Source organism: Streptomyces sp. NPDC048392, assembly GCF_043200575.1.
Taxonomy (GTDB): Bacteria; Actinomycetota; Actinomycetes; order Streptomycetales; family Streptomycetaceae; genus Streptomyces.
On record NZ_JBICYB010000002.1, the window covers coordinates 229,841 to 246,402 of the forward strand.

Sequence of the window (16,562 nt, forward strand, 5' to 3'; positions counted from 1 at the left end):
AGGTGGGGGTGACCCGGACGCGCAGTGCGTGCCCGGGCTTGCGTGGCCGTAAGGCCCTGAAAGTTAGTCATCAATTACTAACCGCTTGATCGCAAGCACTGCACGCCCTCTGGGGGAGAGATGTCACAGCAGAAGGCACGTCGCGGGGGCACAGTCTGGGCCCTCGTCATCACCAGCGTCGCCGGTTTCATGGCGGCCCTGGACAATCTCGTCGTCACCACGGCCCTGCCCTCCATCCGCGAGGACCTGGGCGGGGGGCTGCACGACCTTGAGTGGACAGTGAGCGCCTACACGCTCACCTTCGCCGTCCTCCTGATGACCGGAGCGGCTCTGGGTGACCGCTTCGGACGCCGCAGGCTCTTCCTCGTCGGCATCACCGTCTTCACCGGCGCATCGGCCGCCGCGGCCATGGCGCCCGGTATCGACTCGCTCATAGCCGCCCGCGCGGCGCAGGGCGTGGGTGCGGCGATCATGATGCCGCTGACGCTCACCCTGCTGACGGCCGCCGTGCCCGCCGAGCGCCGCGGGATGGCGTACGGCATCTGGGGCGCGGTCAACGGGCTCGCCGTGGCCTCCGGGCCGCTGGTCGGCGGCAGCCTCACCGAGCACATCTCCTGGCAGTGGATCTTCTGGCTGAACGTTCCGCTGGGCGTGGCCCTGCTACCCCTCGCCCGCCTCCGCCTCGCGGAGTCGCACGGCACCGGTGCCCCGCTCGACATACCCGGCACCCTGCTCGCCAGCGGCGGACTCTTCGGCATCGTCTACGGCCTGGTCCGCGGACCCGCCGACGGCTGGACCGACGCCGCGGTGCTGGCGGCTCTGTCCGCCGGTACCGCCCTGCTCGTCGGCTTCGTCCTCTACAGCACCCGCGCCAGGAACCCCATGCTTCCCATGCGGCTGTTCCGCTCCCGTGCCTTCTCCGGCGTCAACGCGGCGAGCCTGCTGATGTTCCTGGGGATGTTCGGCTCGATCTTCCTGCTCAGCCAGTACATGCAGGGCGTGCTCGGCTACACGCCCACCGGGGCGGGCCTGCGCATGCTGCCCTGGACCGGCATGCCGATGCTGGTCGCACCGGTCGCCGGCATCCTCTCGGACCGGATCGGAGGGCGGCCGGTCGTCGCGGCCGGTCTCTTCCTCCAGGCGGCCGGCCTCGGCTACCTCGCCGCCGTGATCACGGCCGACGCCTCCTACGGCATCCAGCTGCCCGGCCTGATCATCAGCGGGATCGGCATGGCTCTGTACTTCGCCCCCGCCTCCGCGCTGGTGATGTCCAGCGTGGCCGCCAAGGAGCAGGGAATCGCCTCCGGCGCCAACAACGCCCTGCGCGAGGTGGGCGGTGCGCTCGGCATCGCCGTCATGGCGTCGATCTTCGCGGCGCAGGGCGGCTACGAGTCCGCGCAGTCCTTCGTCGACGGACTGCGGCCCGCGGTCGCCGCGGGCGCCGGAGTGGTGGCCCTCGGCGGCGTCGCCGCGCTGGTGATCCCGTCCCGCCGACGGACCGGTGACGGAGGCCCCTCGACCGCACCGGCGACGGAACCGGCCGCGGAACCTGCGCTCGCCACGACGGCGCCGCCGACCCCTCTCTGAACCGCGCACGGAAGCAGCGGAAGCAACAGAAGCCACAGAAGCCGCAGCAGCCGCAGAAGCCATGAAGCCCCAGAGGTAACGAAGCCACAAAAGCAACAGCGCAGCAGAAGCAACAACGCACCAGAAGCAACAACGCCCCAGAGGCAGCAGCACAGCAGCGCAGCAGACGCAGGAGCGAGCACCACCCCCACACGGAACGCACGCACACCTAAGGAGCACGACATGCCCACCTTGCCCTGGACCGTGCCGAACCAGCCCCCTCGGGCCACCGAGGTGCACGTCTTCGCCTCCCGCTTCGAGACCCGCACCCTGTGGGAAGCGCTGAAGTTCCTGGCGCGCACGCCGGGCGTGTGGCGGCAGGTCGGGAGCGCGCCCGGAGCGTACGGCGCCTCCCTGAAGGCGGAGCCCTTGAAGCGGACCTTCTGGACGCTCTCCGCCTGGGAGTCGCCCGAGGCCCTCAAGGACTTCGCCCACTCCGGCACCCACGCGCCGACCTCACGCGGGCTGTCGGTCCGGATGCGGGACTCGAAGTACGCCTCCTGGTCGGCGTCCAGCGACGAACTCCCGGTGAGCTGGGCGGAGGTACGCAGGCGTCTGACGCGAGGACGCAACCGAGAACGCCCCGGCCGGCCGGGGCGTTTCCCGAGGGCCGGGGTTGTCAGTGCCGTCTCGTAGTCTTGAGCGCGTGCAGGAACTCCACGACGCCCCCCTCGCCCCGCTGACCACCTTCCGACTGGGAGGGCCCGCGACCCGGTTGGTCACGGCCACGACCGATGCCGAGCTGATCGCCGCCGTCCGCGCGGCCGACGACGCCGGCACCCCCCTGCTGGTCATCGGCGGCGGCTCCAACCTGCTCGTCGGCGACAAGGGCTTCGACGGCACCGCCCTGCACATCGCCACCCGCGGCCTCCGTCTCGACGGCACCACGCTGGAGCTCGCGGCCGGCGAGATCTGGACCGACGCCGTCGCCCGCACCGTCGAGGCCGGACTGGCGGGCGTCGAATGCCTGGCCGGCATCCCCGGCTCGGCGGGCGCGACGCCCATCCAGAACGTCGGCGCGTACGGCCAGGAAGTGTCCGCCACGATCACCGGGGTCACCGCGTACGACCGCAGGAGCCGCGAGACGGTCACCCTCGCCAACGCCGACTGCGCCTTCTCCTACCGCCACAGCCGCTTCAAGGCGGAGCCCGAGCGGTACGTCGTCCTGCGTGTCCGCTTCGAGCTGGAGGACGCCGACGGCCTCTCCGCGCCGCTGCGCTACGCCGAGACGGCCCGCGCCCTCGGTGTCGGGGCGGGCGATCGCGTGCCGCTGACGACTGCCCGGGAGACGGTGCTGAAGCTGCGTGCGGGGAAGGGCATGGTGCTGGATCCCGAGGACCACGACACCTGGTCGGCCGGGTCGTTCTTCACCAACCCGATCCTCTCGGACGAGGAGTTCGCCGCGTTCCGCTCGCGCGTCGCCGAACGTCTCGGCGATGCCGTGGAACCGCCCGCCTTCCCGGCCGGGGAGGGCCACGTCAAGACCTCCGCGGCCTGGCTGATCGACAAGGCCGGCTTCACCAAGGGCTACGGCACCGGCCCCGCCCGCATCTCCACGAAGCACACCCTCGCCCTCACCAACCGCGGCGAGGCGACCACGGAGGACCTGCTCGCACTGGCCCGTGAGGTCGTCGCCGGGGTCCACGAGGCCTTCGGCGTCACGCTGGTCAACGAACCGGTGACGGTCGGCGTGAGCCTGTGACCTGTGACCTGTGACCTGAGACCTGAGACCTGAGACCGCGGCCCGGGCCGCCTCCGCCAACCCGGGCCGCTTTCCCCGGCTCCAGGTCCTGTCACAGGCCGCCCCCACGCCCTGCTTCACGGCCCCCCTCTTGCTCGGCCGTGGCGGGCACGCCCGCCGGTCGACGCGTTCGCGCGGCGCCTGTCCCGGGCGCTGCCCGGGGGCTCCGCCGACCGGGACGCGGTCCCGGTCGGCGCCCGACCTCACAGGGCAACACAGCTAGGCCGCCAGCCAGTCGTCCACGCCGGCCAGCAGCCTGCCCTTCACGTCCTCCGGCGCCGCCGACCCCCGCACCGACTGACGCGCCAGTTCCGCCAGCTCCGCGTCGGTGAACCCGTGATGCTCCCGGGCGATCTCGTACTGGGCGGCCAGCCGCGCCCCGAACAGCAGCGGGTCGTCCGCGCCCAGCGCCATCGGCACCCCCGCCTCGAACAGCGTCCGCAGCGGCACGTCCCCCGGCTTCTCGTACACACCCAGGGCGACGTTCGAGGCCGGACACACCTCGCACGTCACCTGCCGGTCCGCCAGCCGCTTCAGCAGCCGGGGGTCCTCCGCCGCCCGCACCCCGTGCCCGATCCGGTCGGCATCGAGATCGTCCAGACAGTCCCGCACCGACGACGGACCGGTCAGCTCGCCCCCGTGCGGCGCGGACAGCAGGCCGCCGTCCCGCGCGATCGCGAACGCCCGGTCGAAGTCCCGGGCCATCCCTCGCCGCTCGTCGTTCGACAGCCCGAAGCCGACCACGCCGCGCTCCGCGAACCGCACCGCCAGCCGCGCCAGCGTCCGCGCGTCCAGCGGATGCTTCATCCGGTTGGCGGCCACCAGCACCCGCATCCCGATCCCGGTGTCCCGCACGGTCGTCTCGACCGCGTCCAAGATGATCTCCAGGGCCGGGATCAGTCCACCCAGCCGCGGCGCGTACGACGTCGGATCGACCTGGATCTCCAGCCATCCCGAGCCGTCCCGCCGATCCTCCTCCGCGGCTTCACGCACCAGCCGCTGGATGTCCTCCGGCTCCTGGAGGCAGGACCGCGCCGCGTCGTAGAGCCGCTGGAAGCGGAACCAGCCCCGCTCGTCCGTCGCCCGCAGCTTCGGCGACTCCCCGCGGCCCAGCGCCTCGGTCAGCGCCTCGGGCAGACGCACGCCGTGCTTGTCGGCCAGTTCCAGCAGGGTGGTGGGCCGCATCGACCCGGTGAAGTGCAGGTGGAGATGGGCCTTGGGCAGTTCAGAGACATCACGTACACGCTCCATTCCGTGATCCTGCCGTACGACACGCCCGGCCGGACAGCACTTTCCCCGTACGTGGTCTTGCTCGCACAAACAAACAGGGGCCACACCTCGACGTCGAGGTGTGGCCCCTGCCGGGCGCGAGACGGTCAGTCCCTGGCCTCCGCCAGCAGCTTCTGGATCCGGCTCACGCCCTCGACGAGGTCCTCGTCCCCGAGCGCGTACGACAGGCGCAGGTACCCGGGTGTGCCGAACGCCTCACCGGGCACCACCGCGACCTCGGCCTCCTCCAGGATCAGCGCGGCCAGCTCGACCGTGTCCTGCGGGCGCTTCCCGCGGATCTCCTTGCCGAGCAGCGCCTTCACCGACGGGTAGGCGTAGAACGCGCCCTTGGGCTCCGGGCACAGCACGCCGTCGATCTCGTTCAGCATCCGCACGATGGTCTGGCGGCGCCGGTCGAAGGCCTCCCGCATCTTCGCCACGGCGTCGAGGTCACCGGAGACCGCGGCCAGCGCCGCCGCCTGGGACACGTTGGACACGTTGGACGTGGCGTGCGACTGGAGGTTCGTCGCGGCCTTGACGACGTCCTTCGGGCCGATGACCCATCCGACCCGCCAGCCGGTCATCGCGTACGTCTTCGCCACGCCGTTGACCACGATGCACTTGTCGCGCAGCTCGGGCAGCAGCGCCGGCATGGAGACGGAGAAGGCGTCGCCGTAGACGAGGTGCTCGTAGATCTCGTCGGTCATCACCCACAGGCCGTGCTCGACGGCCCACTTGCCGATCGCCTCGGTCTCGGCCTCGCTGTACACGGCCCCCGTCGGGTTCGACGGCGACACGAAGAGGACGACCTTGGTCTTCTTGGTGCGCGCGGCCTCCAGCTGCTCGACCGTCACCCGGTAGCCGGTCGTCTCGTCGGCGACGACGTCGACGGGCACACCGCCGGCCAGCCGGATCGACTCGGGGTACGTCGTCCAGTACGGAGCCGGGACGATGACCTCGTCGCCCGCGTCGAGGATCGCGGCGAACGCCTCGTAGATGGCCTGCTTGCCACCGTTGGTGACGAGGATCTGCGACGGGTCGACCTCGTAGCCGGAGTCGCGCAGCGTCTTCGCGGCGATGGCGGCCTTCAGCTCGGGCAGCCCGCCGGCGGGCGTGTAGCGGTGGAACTTCGGGTTCTTGCACGCCTCGACGGCGGCCTCGACGATGTAGTCCGGCGTCGGGAAGTCGGGCTCACCCGCGCCGAAGCCGATCACGGGACGTCCGGCGGCCTTGAGGGCCTTGGCCTTGGCATCCACGGCGAGGGTCGCGGACTCGGAGATCGCGCCGACTCGGGCGGAGACCCGGCGCTCGGTGGGAGGGGTTGCAGCGCTCATGACCCCATCGTTCCAGACCGGAAACTTCCCGGGCATCGGGGTTTCACGGACTGAACAGGACCGGACCACGCCCTGAACATCAGTCCGGACGTGCTTTCTGTTCGACGCCCGGCCCGTGAACACGTACACTCTCACCTCGTTGGCCTTCAGCGGTCCGCGATCACCCGGTGCCCACCAGGCATCCGGGCGGATGCGGTACGTTGGGGGACACACAAAGGGTCGTAGCTCAATTGGTAGAGCACTGGTCTCCAAAACCAGCGGTTGGGGGTTCAAGTCCCTCCGGCCCTGCTACACACACCTTCGCCAGGATGTGTGCGCATGTACGTACAGCAATGCACCGCCGTGCGGCTCCAACCGGGCGCGGCACGGCCACGACCCGGAATCAGGTGAGGACGAGTGACGGACGCCGTGGGCTCCATCGACATGCCTGATGCCCAGGACGAGGCGCCGGACTCCAAGAGGACGCGCAAAGGCGGCAAGCGAGGCAAGAAGGGCCCGCTGAAGCGGCTCGCCCTCTTCTACCGCCAGATCGTCGCGGAACTGCGCAAGGTTGTCTGGCCGAGCCGCAACCAGCTGTCGACGTACACCACCGTGGTGATCATCTTCGTGGTCATCATGATCGGCCTGGTGACTCTGATTGACTATGGCTTCTCTCACGCCGCCAAGTACGTCTTCGGCTGAGTCGAGAGCGAAGGGCGCCGAGGTACCCGGCGCCCCTTTCGCGTGTTCCACCCCTATGTATCCAGGAAGAAGCAGCCACAGTGTCTGACCCGAACGTGAACGACGCCATCGAGCCGGTCGAGTCCGTCGAGGACGAACCCGGCACCGTCGAGGGCGCCGACAACGAGGACACCGAGGCCTCCGCCGAGGCCGAGGCTGCCGACGACACCGTCGTCGTGGAAGCGAACGCGGAAGCCGACGCGGAAGCCGATGCCGACGCGGAAGCCGTCGTCGACGTCGACGAGACCGCCGAGGCGGCCGACGCGGAGGCCGACGAGGCCGAAGCCGGGGCAGCGGAGCCCGAGGCCGAGGAGCCCGAGCTCGACCCGATCGAGAAGCTCCGCCAGGAGCTGCGCGTCCTCCCCGGCGAGTGGTACGTCATCCACACCTACGCCGGTTACGAGAACCGCGTGAAGACCAACCTCGAGCAGCGCGCCGTCTCGCTCAACGTCGAGGACTACATCTTCCAGGCCGAGGTGCCGCAGGAAGAGGTCGTCCAGATCAAGAACGGCGACCGCAAGACGATCCGCCAGAACAAGCTGCCGGGTTATGTCCTGGTCCGCATGGACCTGACCAACGAGTCCTGGGGTGTCGTCCGCAACACCCCCGGCGTCACCGGCTTCGTCGGCAACGCCTACGACCCGTACCCGCTGACGCTGGACGAGATCGTCAAGATGCTCGCCCCCGAGGCCGAGGAGAAGGCCGCCCGCGAGGCCGCCGAGGCCGAGGGCAAGCCGGCTCCGCAGCGCAAGGTCGAGGTCCAGGTCCTGGACTTCGAGGTCGGCGACTCGGTCACCGTCACCGACGGACCGTTCGCGACGCTGCAGGCGACCATCAACGAGATCAACGCCGACTCGAAGAAGGTCAAGGGCCTCGTCGAGATCTTCGGCCGCGAGACCCCGGTCGAGCTGAGCTTCGACCAGATCCAGAAGAACTAGCACTTCTGGACGTACTGCTTCCGAGCAGGTCAGACCGGCTCTCGCAGCCGGTCTGACCTGCTCGGTTTTTGGCCGCACATCCATACCCGCTATCGTTGTGCGGTATGCCTGTGTCCGGGTAGCTCCCGAACGCGGGCAGGACCCGAATCGAAAGGACCCGGAGAGCTATGCCTCCCAAGAAGAAGAAGGTCACGGGGCTCATCAAGCTCCAGATCCAGGCCGGTGCCGCGAACCCGGCCCCGCCGGTCGGCCCCGCGCTGGGTCAGCACGGCGTCAACATCATGGAGTTCTGCAAGGCCTACAACGCCGCGACCGAGTCGCAGCGCGGTTGGGTCATCCCGGTGGAGATCACGGTCTACGAGGACCGCTCCTTCACCTTCATCACCAAGACGCCGCCGGCCGCCAAGATGATCCTCAAGGCCGCGGGCGTGGAGAAGGGCTCCGGCGAGCCGCACAAGACCAAGGTCGCGAAGATCACGCGTGACCAGGTCCGTGAGATCGCCACCACCAAGATGCCCGACCTCAACGCCAACGACCTGGACCAGGCGGAGAAGATCATCGCCGGTACCGCCCGTTCCATGGGCGTCACGGTCGAGGGCTGAACCCCACCTTCCAGCAGCAGAAGTGGCGGGGCCTGCTCGGCCCGGACCACGACTCCTAAGAAACCACAGGAGCAGTAGTGAGCAAGCGCAGCAAGTCTCTCCGCGCTGCGGACGCCAAGATCGACCGGGAGAAGCTCTACGCCCCGCTCGAGGCCGTCCGTCTCGCCAAGGAGACCTCCACGTCCAAGTTCGACGGCACCGTCGAGGTCGCCTTCCGTCTGGGTGTCGACCCGCGCAAGGCCGACCAGATGGTCCGTGGCACCGTGAACCTCCCGCACGGCACCGGTAAGACCGCCCGGGTCCTGGTCTTCGCGACCGGTGACCGTGCCGAGGCCGCGCGTGCCGCGGGCGCCGACATCGTCGGCTCCGACGAGCTGATCGACGAGGTGGCGAAGGGCAGGCTGGACTTCGACGCCGTCGTCGCCACCCCGGACCTCATGGGCAAGGTCGGCCGCCTCGGCCGCGTGCTCGGTCCCCGTGGTCTCATGCCGAACCCCAAGACCGGCACCGTGACCCCGGACGTGACCAAGGCCGTCACCGAGATCAAGGGCGGCAAGATCGAGTTCCGCGTCGACAAGCACTCGAACCTGCACTTCATCATCGGCAAGACGTCGTTCGACGACACCAAGCTGGTGGAGAACTACGGTGCGGCGCTGGAGGAGATCCTCCGTCTGAAGCCGTCCGCCGCCAAGGGCCGCTACATCCGGAAGGCCGCCATCAGCACCACGATCGGCCCCGGCGTTCCGCTCGACTCCAACCGCACCCGCAACCTCCTCGTCGAGGAGGACCCGGCCGCGGTCTGAGCGAGCAGCTCGCCCCACCGGCTCACGGGCCCCGCACCTTCCGAGGTGCGGGGCCCGTCCCTTTTCCCGCCGCCCTGGGTTAGCGTGCGAACAGCGGACTCGCGCACGGGGCGCAGGGGCCGTACGGGGCGCGGGGGGTGGGCGGATGAGGGGCACGACGGCACGCCGTACGGTCGTCTCGATCGCGGTGTCGGCCGCGCTGGCGTGTGCCACCGGGTGCACCGCCTCCGGGGAGTCCACCGATGCCGCCGGCTCGGGCGGCCCCACCGCGCCGCCCGGCTCCGCCCCACCACGCCCGACGGCGCCGTCCTCCCGTCCCCCCGCCCTCACCGGCCCCTCGGCCGACTGCCTGCGGGCCGTCGAGCGGGCCACCGGGCGGGCGGGTTCGGCGCGGGTGGAGTCCACGACCGTGATGGGCCGTGAGCTGTCCCTGGAGGCCGAGGGCGCCCTCGGCTGGCGCGACGGCCTCACCGGCACCCTGACGATCACGTACACGGGCGGTACGACCGCCGAGACCATGCGCCGCCTGGGCACCACCGCGATGGAGGCCCGGTACCTGCCCGACGCCTACTACGCCGAGGTGGGCGACGAGTTCGCCGACCGGATGGGCGGCCGGCACTGGATCAAGTACGTCTACGCCGACCTGGAGGACCTCGGCGGCGGCGCGGGCGCCGGATTCGCCGACCAGATGCGCAGCACCACGCCCAACCAGGCGGTGAAGCTGCTGCTGACGGCCGGGGACGTACGCAAGGTGGGCGAGGAGACGACGCGCGGCCGGCGCACCGCGCACTGGTCCGGCACGGTGGACGGGCCCACCCCCCAGAGCGTCGACATCTGGGTCGACGACCGGGACCTGCTCGTCAAGAAGGTCGAGCGCGGGCGGACGGAGACCGGGGAGCTGACCCAGACCGCGTACTACAGCGACTACGGCGTCACGGTCTCCGCCGAACGCCCGCCGGCCGCGGACACGGCGGACTTCAAGGAACTGCTGGCGTCGCAAGGGCGTTAGGCCAGCGTTAGGCCCTGTCGTCGAACCGGCCCCTGCAGAGAAATCACAAGATCGTGCGAACCGATTCGGATAGGCTCGTGTCCTTGTCTGGAGAACTGCTGTGGAGCAGCGGTGCGTCTCCTGTGTTCCTTGAGTCCCGTGGGGGGAATCCGATGAAAACTTCCGTACGTATGCCCGTGGGTGCCGGACTGGCCGCGCTGCTGCTCGCCGCAGGGGCGGTGGGCTGTTCCAAGGAGGACTCGGCGGGCGAGTCCCCGGAGATGACGCCGGCGGCCGCCGTCGCCAAGGCGGCGAAGAAGACGCAGACGATCGACTCACTCCACTACCGCATGACCGGTGAGGTCCCCGAGGAGGGGCGGGTCAAGGCCGAGGCCCGGATGCGGATCAAGCCCACGCTCGCGATGAGCATGAAGATGACGGCGCTGGACCAGGGCGCCGAAGGGACCGCGGAGATCCGGCTCGTCGACAAGGCCATGTACATCGGTGGCGGCCCCGAGGCCGCCAAGGAGATGGACGGCAAGCGCTGGATCAAGTTCGACCTGTCCGCGATGGGCGCCGACGAGGAACTGAACCAGCTGGGCGGCGCCTCCCAGGCCGACAAGAACCCGGCGACCGAGTCCACCTTCCTCACCGGGGCCAAGGACGTCGAGAAGGTCGGCACCGAGACCGTCGACGGCGTGAAGACCACCCACTACAAGGGCACGGTCACCCTCGCCGACCTGGAGAAGTCCATCGGGGACGAGGACAAGGCCACCCGGGACAAGCGCCAGAAGAGCATCGATCAGTACGAGAAGATGGGCCTCGACAAGCTCACGATGGACATGTGGGTCGACGGCGGCGACCAGACCAAGCAGTTCCGGATGCGCGGCGACGCCGACAAGGGCCCGCTGGACATGACCATCACCTTCCTCGGCGTCAACGAGCCCGTGAAGGTCACCGCGCCGCCGGCCGCGGAGACCGCCGACCTGGCCGAGATGATGAAGGGGGCCCAGCAGGGCTGAGGCCGCCGGGCCCGTCCCGTCGGGTCGCCGCAGGGGCGGATTTGCTTGACACTGCCCCGTTCACGTACGCTTCGACAGAAGCCAAAGACCGCTGGTCGTTGCCGTGTGCTCGCGAGAGGGCACGGTGGCCGAAGGATCCGCTGAACTGCGGACGACCCGCGCAGGTGACTGTGGATGAGCTCCCGGAGTCCGCGCCTCGTGCGTGGGGAACGGTCGAGCCACGCCCCGTGCGCCTGCGCCGGGGCGTTTCGTTTTCCCCAGTCCTCCTTCGGGTCCGCGCGGTCCGAATCACCCGGAAGGAGGCCGAGGCTCTATGGCAACGCCCGAAAAGGCTGCCGCGGTTGCCGAGCTGACGGACAAGTTCCGCAGCTCCAACGCCGCTGTGCTGACCGAGTACCGCGGTCTCACCGTGGCGCAGCTCAAGACGCTGCGCCGGTCGCTCGGTGAGAACGCCCAGTACGCCGTGGTGAAGAACACGCTGACCAAGATTGCGGCCGACGAGGCCGGGATCACGCTCGACGACCAGCTCTTCGCTGGTCCGACGGCCGTCGCCTTCGTCACCGGTGACCCGGTGGAGTCGGCGAAGGGTCTGCGCGACTTCTCCAAGGACAACCCGAATCTCGTCATCAAGGGCGGCGTCCTTGACGGCAAGGTGATGTCCGCCGACGAGATCAAGAAGCTTGCGGACCTCGAGTCCCGCGAGGTTCTGCTCTCCAAGCTGGCGGGTGCCTTCAAGGGCAAGCAGTCCCAGACTGCTCAGCTCTTCCAGGCGCTTCCCTCGAAGCTCGTCCGCACCGTGGACGCGCTCCGTGCCAAGCAGGACGAGCAGGGCGGTGCCGAGTAATTCGGCTCGCTTTCCGATCCTCGCCGCGTGAACCGCACGAGGTGAGGGTCGACGCGGGCCCGACGTACGCCCGCCTCACCCCGTACATCCGGCACCTGCCGATTTAGTGGAAGGACCGCCATCATGGCGAAGCTCAGCCAGGACGACCTGCTCGCCCAGTTCGAGGAGATGACCCTCATCGAGCTCTCCGAGTTCGTGAAGGCCTTCGAGGAGAAGTTCGACGTCACCGCCGCCGCCGCGGTCGCCGTCGCGGGCCCGGCCCAGGGCGGCCCGGCCGCTCCGGTCGAGGAGGAGAAGGACGAGTTCGACGTCGTCCTCACCGGTGCCGGCGACAAGAAGATCCAGGTCATCAAGGTCGTGCGTGAGCTGACCTCCCTGGGTCTGAAGGAGGCCAAGGACCTCGTGGACGGCGCCCCGAAGCCCGTCCTCGAGAAGGTCGCCAAGGACGCCGCCGAGAAGGCCAAGGAGTCCCTCGAGGGCGCCGGCGCCTCCGTCGAGGTCAAGTAGGACCGCACCGGCACCACGGATCCGTCAGGGTCTGTAACGCCGTAGCACCGAAGAGCGATCATCCATCCGGGTGGTCGCTCTTCGGCGTATCCGGGGTCCGGCGGCGGCTGCCTTGCACGAGTGACGGTGAAGAGTAGGGTGATCTTCGTCGTGCCGTCGCCGGGGCCCTGAGAGCCCCCTGGCGACAACCGGTTTGGGCAAGGGGGGCCTTGACGAACCGCACGCAGCGCGCAATTCTCAGGGCGTCGTCACAAGGATCCGAATCCGAGGCATGGATCGACGGCGAAGAGGGCAGTATCACGGTGCGTTGAGGGCGAGGCCTTGCCGCAGGTGGTGAGAACAACGAGGAGCGAACACGGTCATCGAGACCCGCACTGGACATCAGTGTGCCATGTGGCTACACTGACCCTTTGCGCTGCCTGTTAGTTGCCCCCTGCCCGTCACCAGGGGTCTGCCCTCGCCCGAGCACCGATGACCAGAGCATGCCTGACCTGGCTCTTCAGCCACATCAGGCACCCCCTGTCTTCGTGTACGGAAGAGGGGCCGGTACGCGCGTAGTGAGTCCGAGCCCTCGGAAGGACCCCCTCTTGGCCGCCTCGCGCAATGCCTCGACCGCGAATACGAACAACGCTGCCAGCACCGCCCCGCTGCGCATCTCCTTTGCAAAGATCAAGGAGCCCCTCGAGGTTCCGAACCTCCTCGCGCTGCAAACCGAGAGCTTTGACTGGCTGCTCGGCAACGACGCGTGGAAGGCTCGCGTCGAGTCGGCTCTGGAGTCCGGTCGGGACGTCCCCACCAAGTCCGGTCTGGAGGAGATCTTCGAGGAGATCTCCCCGATCGAGGACTTCTCCGGGTCGATGTCGCTGACCTTCCGCGACCACCGTTTCGAGCCCCCGAAGAACAGCATCGACGAGTGCAAGGACCGCGACTTCACCTACGCGGCCCCGCTCTTCGTCACCGCGGAGTTCACCAACAACGAGACCGGCGAGATCAAGTCCCAGACGGTCTTCATGGGCGACTTCCCGCTCATGACCAACAAGGGCACCTTCGTCATCAACGGCACCGAGCGTGTCGTGGTGTCGCAGCTGGTCCGTTCGCCGGGTGTCTACTTCGACTCCTCCATCGACAAGACGTCCGACAAGGACATCTTCTCCGCCAAGATCATCCCGTCCCGGGGTGCCTGGCTGGAGATGGAGATCGACAAGCGCGACATGGTCGGTGTGCGCATCGACCGCAAGCGCAAGCAGTCCGTGACCGTCCTGCTCAAGGCTCTCGGTTGGACGACCGAGCAGATCCTCGAGGAGTTCGGCGAGTACGAGTCCATGCGCGCCACCCTGGAGAAGGACCACACCCAGGGCCAGGACGACGCGCTGCTCGACATCTACCGCAAGCTGCGTCCGGGCGAGCCCCCCACGCGCGAGGCCGCGCAGACGCTGCTGGAGAACCTCTACTTCAACCCGAAGCGCTACGACCTCGCCAAGGTCGGCCGCTACAAGGTGAACAAGAAGCTCGGCGCCGAGGAGCCCCTGGACGCAGGCGTCCTCACCACCGACGACGTCATCGCCACGATCAAGTACCTGGTGAAGCTGCACGCCGGTGAGACCGAGACGACCGGCGAGTCGGGCCGGGAGATCGTCGTCGAGACCGACGACATCGACCACTTCGGCAACCGCCGCATCCGCAACGTCGGCGAGCTGATCCAGAACCAGGTCCGTACGGGTCTCGCCCGTATGGAGCGCGTCGTGCGCGAGCGCATGACCACCCAGGACGTCGAGGCGATCACGCCGCAGACCCTGATCAACATCCGGCCGGTCGTCGCCTCCATCAAGGAGTTCTTCGGCACCAGCCAGCTGTCCCAGTTCATGGACCAGAACAACCCGCTGTCGGGTCTGACGCACAAGCGTCGTCTCAACGCGCTCGGCCCGGGTGGTCTCTCCCGTGAGCGGGCCGGCTTCGAGGTGCGCGACGTTCACCCCTCGCACTACGGCCGCATGTGCCCGATCGAGACGCCGGAAGGCCCGAACATCGGCCTGATCGGCTCGCTCGCCTCGTACGGCCGGATCAACCCGTTCGGCTTCATCGAGACGCCGTACCGCAAGGTCGTCGACGGCCAGGTCACGGACGACGTGGACTACCTGACCGCCGACGAGGAGGACCGCTTCGTCATCGCGCAGGCCAACGCCACGCTCAACGACGACATGCGGTTCGCCGAGGCCCGCGTCCTGGTCCGCCGCCGTGGCGGCGAGGTCGACTACGTCCCCGGTGACGACGTCGACTACATGGACGTCTCGCCGCGCCAGATGGTGTCGGTCGCGACCGCCATGATCCCGTTCCTCGAGCACGACGACGCCAACCGTGCCCTCATGGGCGCGAACATGATGCGTCAGGCGGTGCCGCTCATCAAGAGCGAGTCCCCGCTGGTCGGCACCGGCATGGAGTACCGCTCCGCCGCCGACGCCGGCGACGTGGTCAAGGCCGAGAAGGCGGGTGTGGTCCAGGAGGTCTCCGCGGACTACATCACCACGACCAACGACGACGGCACGTACATCACGTACCGCCTGGCCAAGTTCTCCCGGTCCAACCAGGGAACCTCGGTCAACCAGAAGGTCGTCGTCGCCGAGGGCGACCGGGTCATCGAGGGCCAGGTCCTCGCCGACGGTCCGGCCACCGAGAACGGCGAGATGGCGCTCGGCAAGAACCTGCTGGTCGCGTTCATGCCGTGGGAGGGTCACAACTACGAGGACGCGATCATCCTGTCGCAGCGCCTCGTGCAGGACGACGTCCTCTCCTCGATCCACATCGAGGAGCACGAGGTCGACGCCCGTGACACCAAGCTCGGCCCGGAGGAGATCACCCGGGACATCCCGAACGTCTCCGAGGAGGTCCTCGCCGACCTCGACGAGCGCGGCATCATCCGCATCGGTGCCGAGGTCGTCGCCGGCGACATCCTCGTCGGCAAGGTCACGCCCAAGGGCGAGACCGAGCTGACGCCGGAGGAGCGCCTGCTCCGTGCGATCTTCGGTGAGAAGGCGCGCGAGGTGCGCGACACCTCCCTGAAGGTGCCGCACGGCGAGATCGGCAAGGTCATCGGCGTCCGCGTCTTCGACCGCGAGGAGGGCGACGAGCTTCCCCCCGGTGTCAACCAGCTGGTGCGCGTGTACGTCGCGCAGAAGCGCAAGATCACCGACGGTGACAAGCTCGCCGGCCGCCACGGCAACAAGGGCGTCATCTCCAAGATCAACCCGATCGAGGACATGCCGTTCCTGGAGGACGGCACCCCGGTCGACATCATCCTGAACCCGCTGGGTGTCCCGTCCCGGATGAACCCGGGGCAGGTCCTGGAGATCCACCTCGGCTGGCTCGCCAGCCGCGGCTGGGACGTCTCCGGCCTCGCGGAGGAGTGGGCCCAGCGTCTGCAGGTCATCGGCGCCGACAAGGTCGAGCCCGGCACCAACGTCGCCACCCCGGTCTTCGACGGTGCGCGTGAGGACGAGCTGGCCGGTCTGCTCCAGCACACCATCCCGAACCGCGACGGCGAGCGCATGGTGCTTCCGTCCGGCAAGGCGAGGCTGTTCGACGGCCGCTCCGGCGAGCCGTTCCCGGAGCCGATCTCGGTCGGCTTCATGTACATCCTCAAGCTCCACCACCTGGTCGACGACAAGCTGCACGCCCGCTCGACCGGCCCGTACTCGATGATTACTCAGCAGCCGCTGGGTGGTAAGGCCCAGTTCGGTGGCCAGCGCTTCGGTGAGATGGAGGTGTGGGCGCTGGAGGCTTACGGCGCCGCGTACGCCCTCCAGGAGCTGCTGACCATCAAGTCCGACGACGTGACCGGCCGCGTGAAGGTCTACGAGGCCATCGTCAAGGGCGAGAACATCCCTGAGCCCGGCATCCCCGAGTCCTTCAAGGTGCTCATCAAGGAGATGCAGTCCCTGTGCCTCAACGTGGAGGTGCTGTCCTCGGACGGCATGTCCATCGAGATGCGTGACACCGACGAGGACGTCTTCCGCGCAGCGGAGGAGCTCGGCATCGACCTGTCGCGGCGCGAGCCGAGCAGCGTCGAAGAGGTCTGACGGGAGTCAGGCGGGGCCTCTCACGCAGAGGCCCCGCCGATCCCGCGACCCCCGTTTCAGACCACAGACTTACAACCCTGAGAGGGATTGACGCA

13 protein-coding genes, 1 tRNA gene and 1 pseudogene are annotated in these 16,562 nt (G+C 68.8%); 13 read left to right on the forward strand and 2 right to left on the reverse strand.

Features of this window, described 5'->3' with window-relative positions; all coding sequences use genetic code 11:
• Positions 1-120: 120 nt before the first annotated feature.
• The 3 genes and pseudogenes from ACGFYH_RS04940 to ACGFYH_RS04950 all read left to right on the forward strand — a co-directional run bounded on the left by ACGFYH_RS04940 (position 121) and on the right by ACGFYH_RS04950 (position 3,328).
• On the forward strand, positions 121-1,587 hold the full coding sequence (locus ACGFYH_RS04940) for an MFS transporter (RefSeq protein ID WP_393801726.1): 1,467 nt from the start codon (positions 121-123) through the stop codon (positions 1,585-1,587).
• 222 nt (positions 1,588-1,809) lie between these two features.
• Positions 1,810-2,187, forward strand: a pseudogene (locus tag ACGFYH_RS04945) (hypothetical protein); the annotation flags it as partial.
• Positions 2,188-2,272: 85 nt separating this feature from the next.
• Positions 2,273-3,328 (forward strand): UDP-N-acetylmuramate dehydrogenase, encoded by a 1,056-nt coding sequence (locus ACGFYH_RS04950; RefSeq protein ID WP_393801727.1) that lies wholly within the window; start codon positions 2,273-2,275, stop codon positions 3,326-3,328.
• A gap of 258 nt (positions 3,329-3,586) precedes the next feature.
• On the opposite strand, the gene ACGFYH_RS04955 is transcribed toward ACGFYH_RS04950, so the two are convergent.
• Both ACGFYH_RS04955 and ACGFYH_RS04960 read right to left on the reverse strand, forming a co-directional pair.
• Positions 3,587-4,618 (reverse strand): adenosine deaminase, encoded by a 1,032-nt coding sequence (locus tag ACGFYH_RS04955; RefSeq protein ID WP_393801728.1) that lies wholly within the window; start codon positions 4,616-4,618, stop codon positions 3,587-3,589.
• 125 nt (positions 4,619-4,743) lie between these two features.
• Positions 4,744-5,970, reverse strand: coding sequence for a pyridoxal phosphate-dependent aminotransferase (locus tag ACGFYH_RS04960; RefSeq protein WP_393801729.1), 1,227 nt, complete (start codon positions 5,968-5,970; stop codon positions 4,744-4,746).
• Positions 5,971-6,185: 215 nt separating this feature from the next.
• On the opposite strand from ACGFYH_RS04960, the gene ACGFYH_RS04965 reads away from it, so the two are divergent.
• The 10 genes from ACGFYH_RS04965 to rpoB all read left to right on the forward strand — a co-directional run bounded on the left by ACGFYH_RS04965 (position 6,186) and on the right by rpoB (position 16,467).
• Positions 6,186-6,258, forward strand: a tRNA-Trp gene (locus ACGFYH_RS04965).
• 108 nt (positions 6,259-6,366) lie between these two features.
• Positions 6,367-6,651: a preprotein translocase subunit SecE gene (gene secE / locus ACGFYH_RS04970; protein WP_393801730.1), complete on the forward strand. Its 285-nt coding sequence runs from the start codon at positions 6,367-6,369 to the stop codon at positions 6,649-6,651.
• A gap of 80 nt (positions 6,652-6,731) precedes the next feature.
• Positions 6,732-7,628, forward strand: a complete 897-nt coding sequence (nusG, locus tag ACGFYH_RS04975) for a transcription termination/antitermination protein NusG (RefSeq protein ID WP_393801731.1) — start codon at positions 6,732-6,734, stop codon at positions 7,626-7,628.
• Between the two features lie 167 nt (positions 7,629-7,795).
• Entirely contained in the window at positions 7,796-8,230 is a 435-nt protein-coding gene (gene rplK / locus ACGFYH_RS04980) for a 50S ribosomal protein L11 (protein WP_003974315.1), read from the forward strand.
• A 77-nt stretch (positions 8,231-8,307) separates the two neighbouring features.
• Positions 8,308-9,033 carry a 50S ribosomal protein L1 gene (gene rplA, locus ACGFYH_RS04985; RefSeq protein ID WP_393801732.1) on the forward strand — a complete coding sequence of 242 codons (726 nt, stop codon included), beginning with the start codon at positions 8,308-8,310 and terminating at the stop codon, positions 9,031-9,033.
• 145 nt (positions 9,034-9,178) lie between these two features.
• Positions 9,179-10,042 carry a hypothetical protein gene (locus ACGFYH_RS04990; RefSeq protein WP_393801733.1) on the forward strand — a complete coding sequence of 288 codons (864 nt, stop codon included), beginning with the start codon at positions 9,179-9,181 and terminating at the stop codon, positions 10,040-10,042.
• Between the two features lie 152 nt (positions 10,043-10,194).
• Positions 10,195-11,043, forward strand: a complete 849-nt coding sequence (locus ACGFYH_RS04995; protein ID WP_393801734.1) for a DUF1396 domain-containing protein — start codon at positions 10,195-10,197, stop codon at positions 11,041-11,043.
• 313 nt (positions 11,044-11,356) lie between these two features.
• Entirely contained in the window at positions 11,357-11,887 is a 531-nt protein-coding gene (gene rplJ / locus ACGFYH_RS05000; protein WP_393801735.1) for a 50S ribosomal protein L10, read from the forward strand.
• A gap of 123 nt (positions 11,888-12,010) precedes the next feature.
• Positions 12,011-12,394: a 50S ribosomal protein L7/L12 gene (gene rplL, locus ACGFYH_RS05005; protein WP_393801736.1), complete on the forward strand. Its 384-nt coding sequence runs from the start codon at positions 12,011-12,013 to the stop codon at positions 12,392-12,394.
• Between the two features lie 587 nt (positions 12,395-12,981).
• Positions 12,982-16,467 carry a DNA-directed RNA polymerase subunit beta gene (rpoB, locus tag ACGFYH_RS05010; protein WP_393801737.1) on the forward strand — a complete coding sequence of 1,162 codons (3,486 nt, stop codon included), beginning with the start codon at positions 12,982-12,984 and terminating at the stop codon, positions 16,465-16,467.
• The last annotated feature ends 95 nt before the right edge of the window (positions 16,468-16,562 follow it).

Excerpts from the sequence above, each read along its gene's own strand:
- ACGFYH_RS04940 (WP_393801726.1), top strand. The coding sequence starts at position 121 with ATGTCACAGCAGAAGGCACGTCGCGGGGGCACAGTCTGGGCCCTCGTC.
- ACGFYH_RS04955 (WP_393801728.1), bottom strand. The coding sequence starts at position 4,618 with ATGGAGCGTGTACGTGATGTCTCTGAACTGCCCAAGGCCCATCTCCAC.
- ACGFYH_RS04960 (WP_393801729.1), bottom strand. The coding sequence starts at position 5,970 with ATGAGCGCTGCAACCCCTCCCACCGAGCGCCGGGTCTCCGCCCGAGTC.
- rplK (WP_003974315.1), top strand. The coding sequence starts at position 7,796 with ATGCCTCCCAAGAAGAAGAAGGTCACGGGGCTCATCAAGCTCCAGATC.
- ACGFYH_RS04990 (WP_393801733.1), top strand. The coding sequence starts at position 9,179 with ATGAGGGGCACGACGGCACGCCGTACGGTCGTCTCGATCGCGGTGTCG.
- ACGFYH_RS04995 (WP_393801734.1), top strand. The coding sequence starts at position 10,195 with ATGAAAACTTCCGTACGTATGCCCGTGGGTGCCGGACTGGCCGCGCTG.
- rplJ (WP_393801735.1), top strand. The coding sequence starts at position 11,357 with ATGGCAACGCCCGAAAAGGCTGCCGCGGTTGCCGAGCTGACGGACAAG.
- rplL (WP_393801736.1), top strand. The coding sequence starts at position 12,011 with ATGGCGAAGCTCAGCCAGGACGACCTGCTCGCCCAGTTCGAGGAGATG.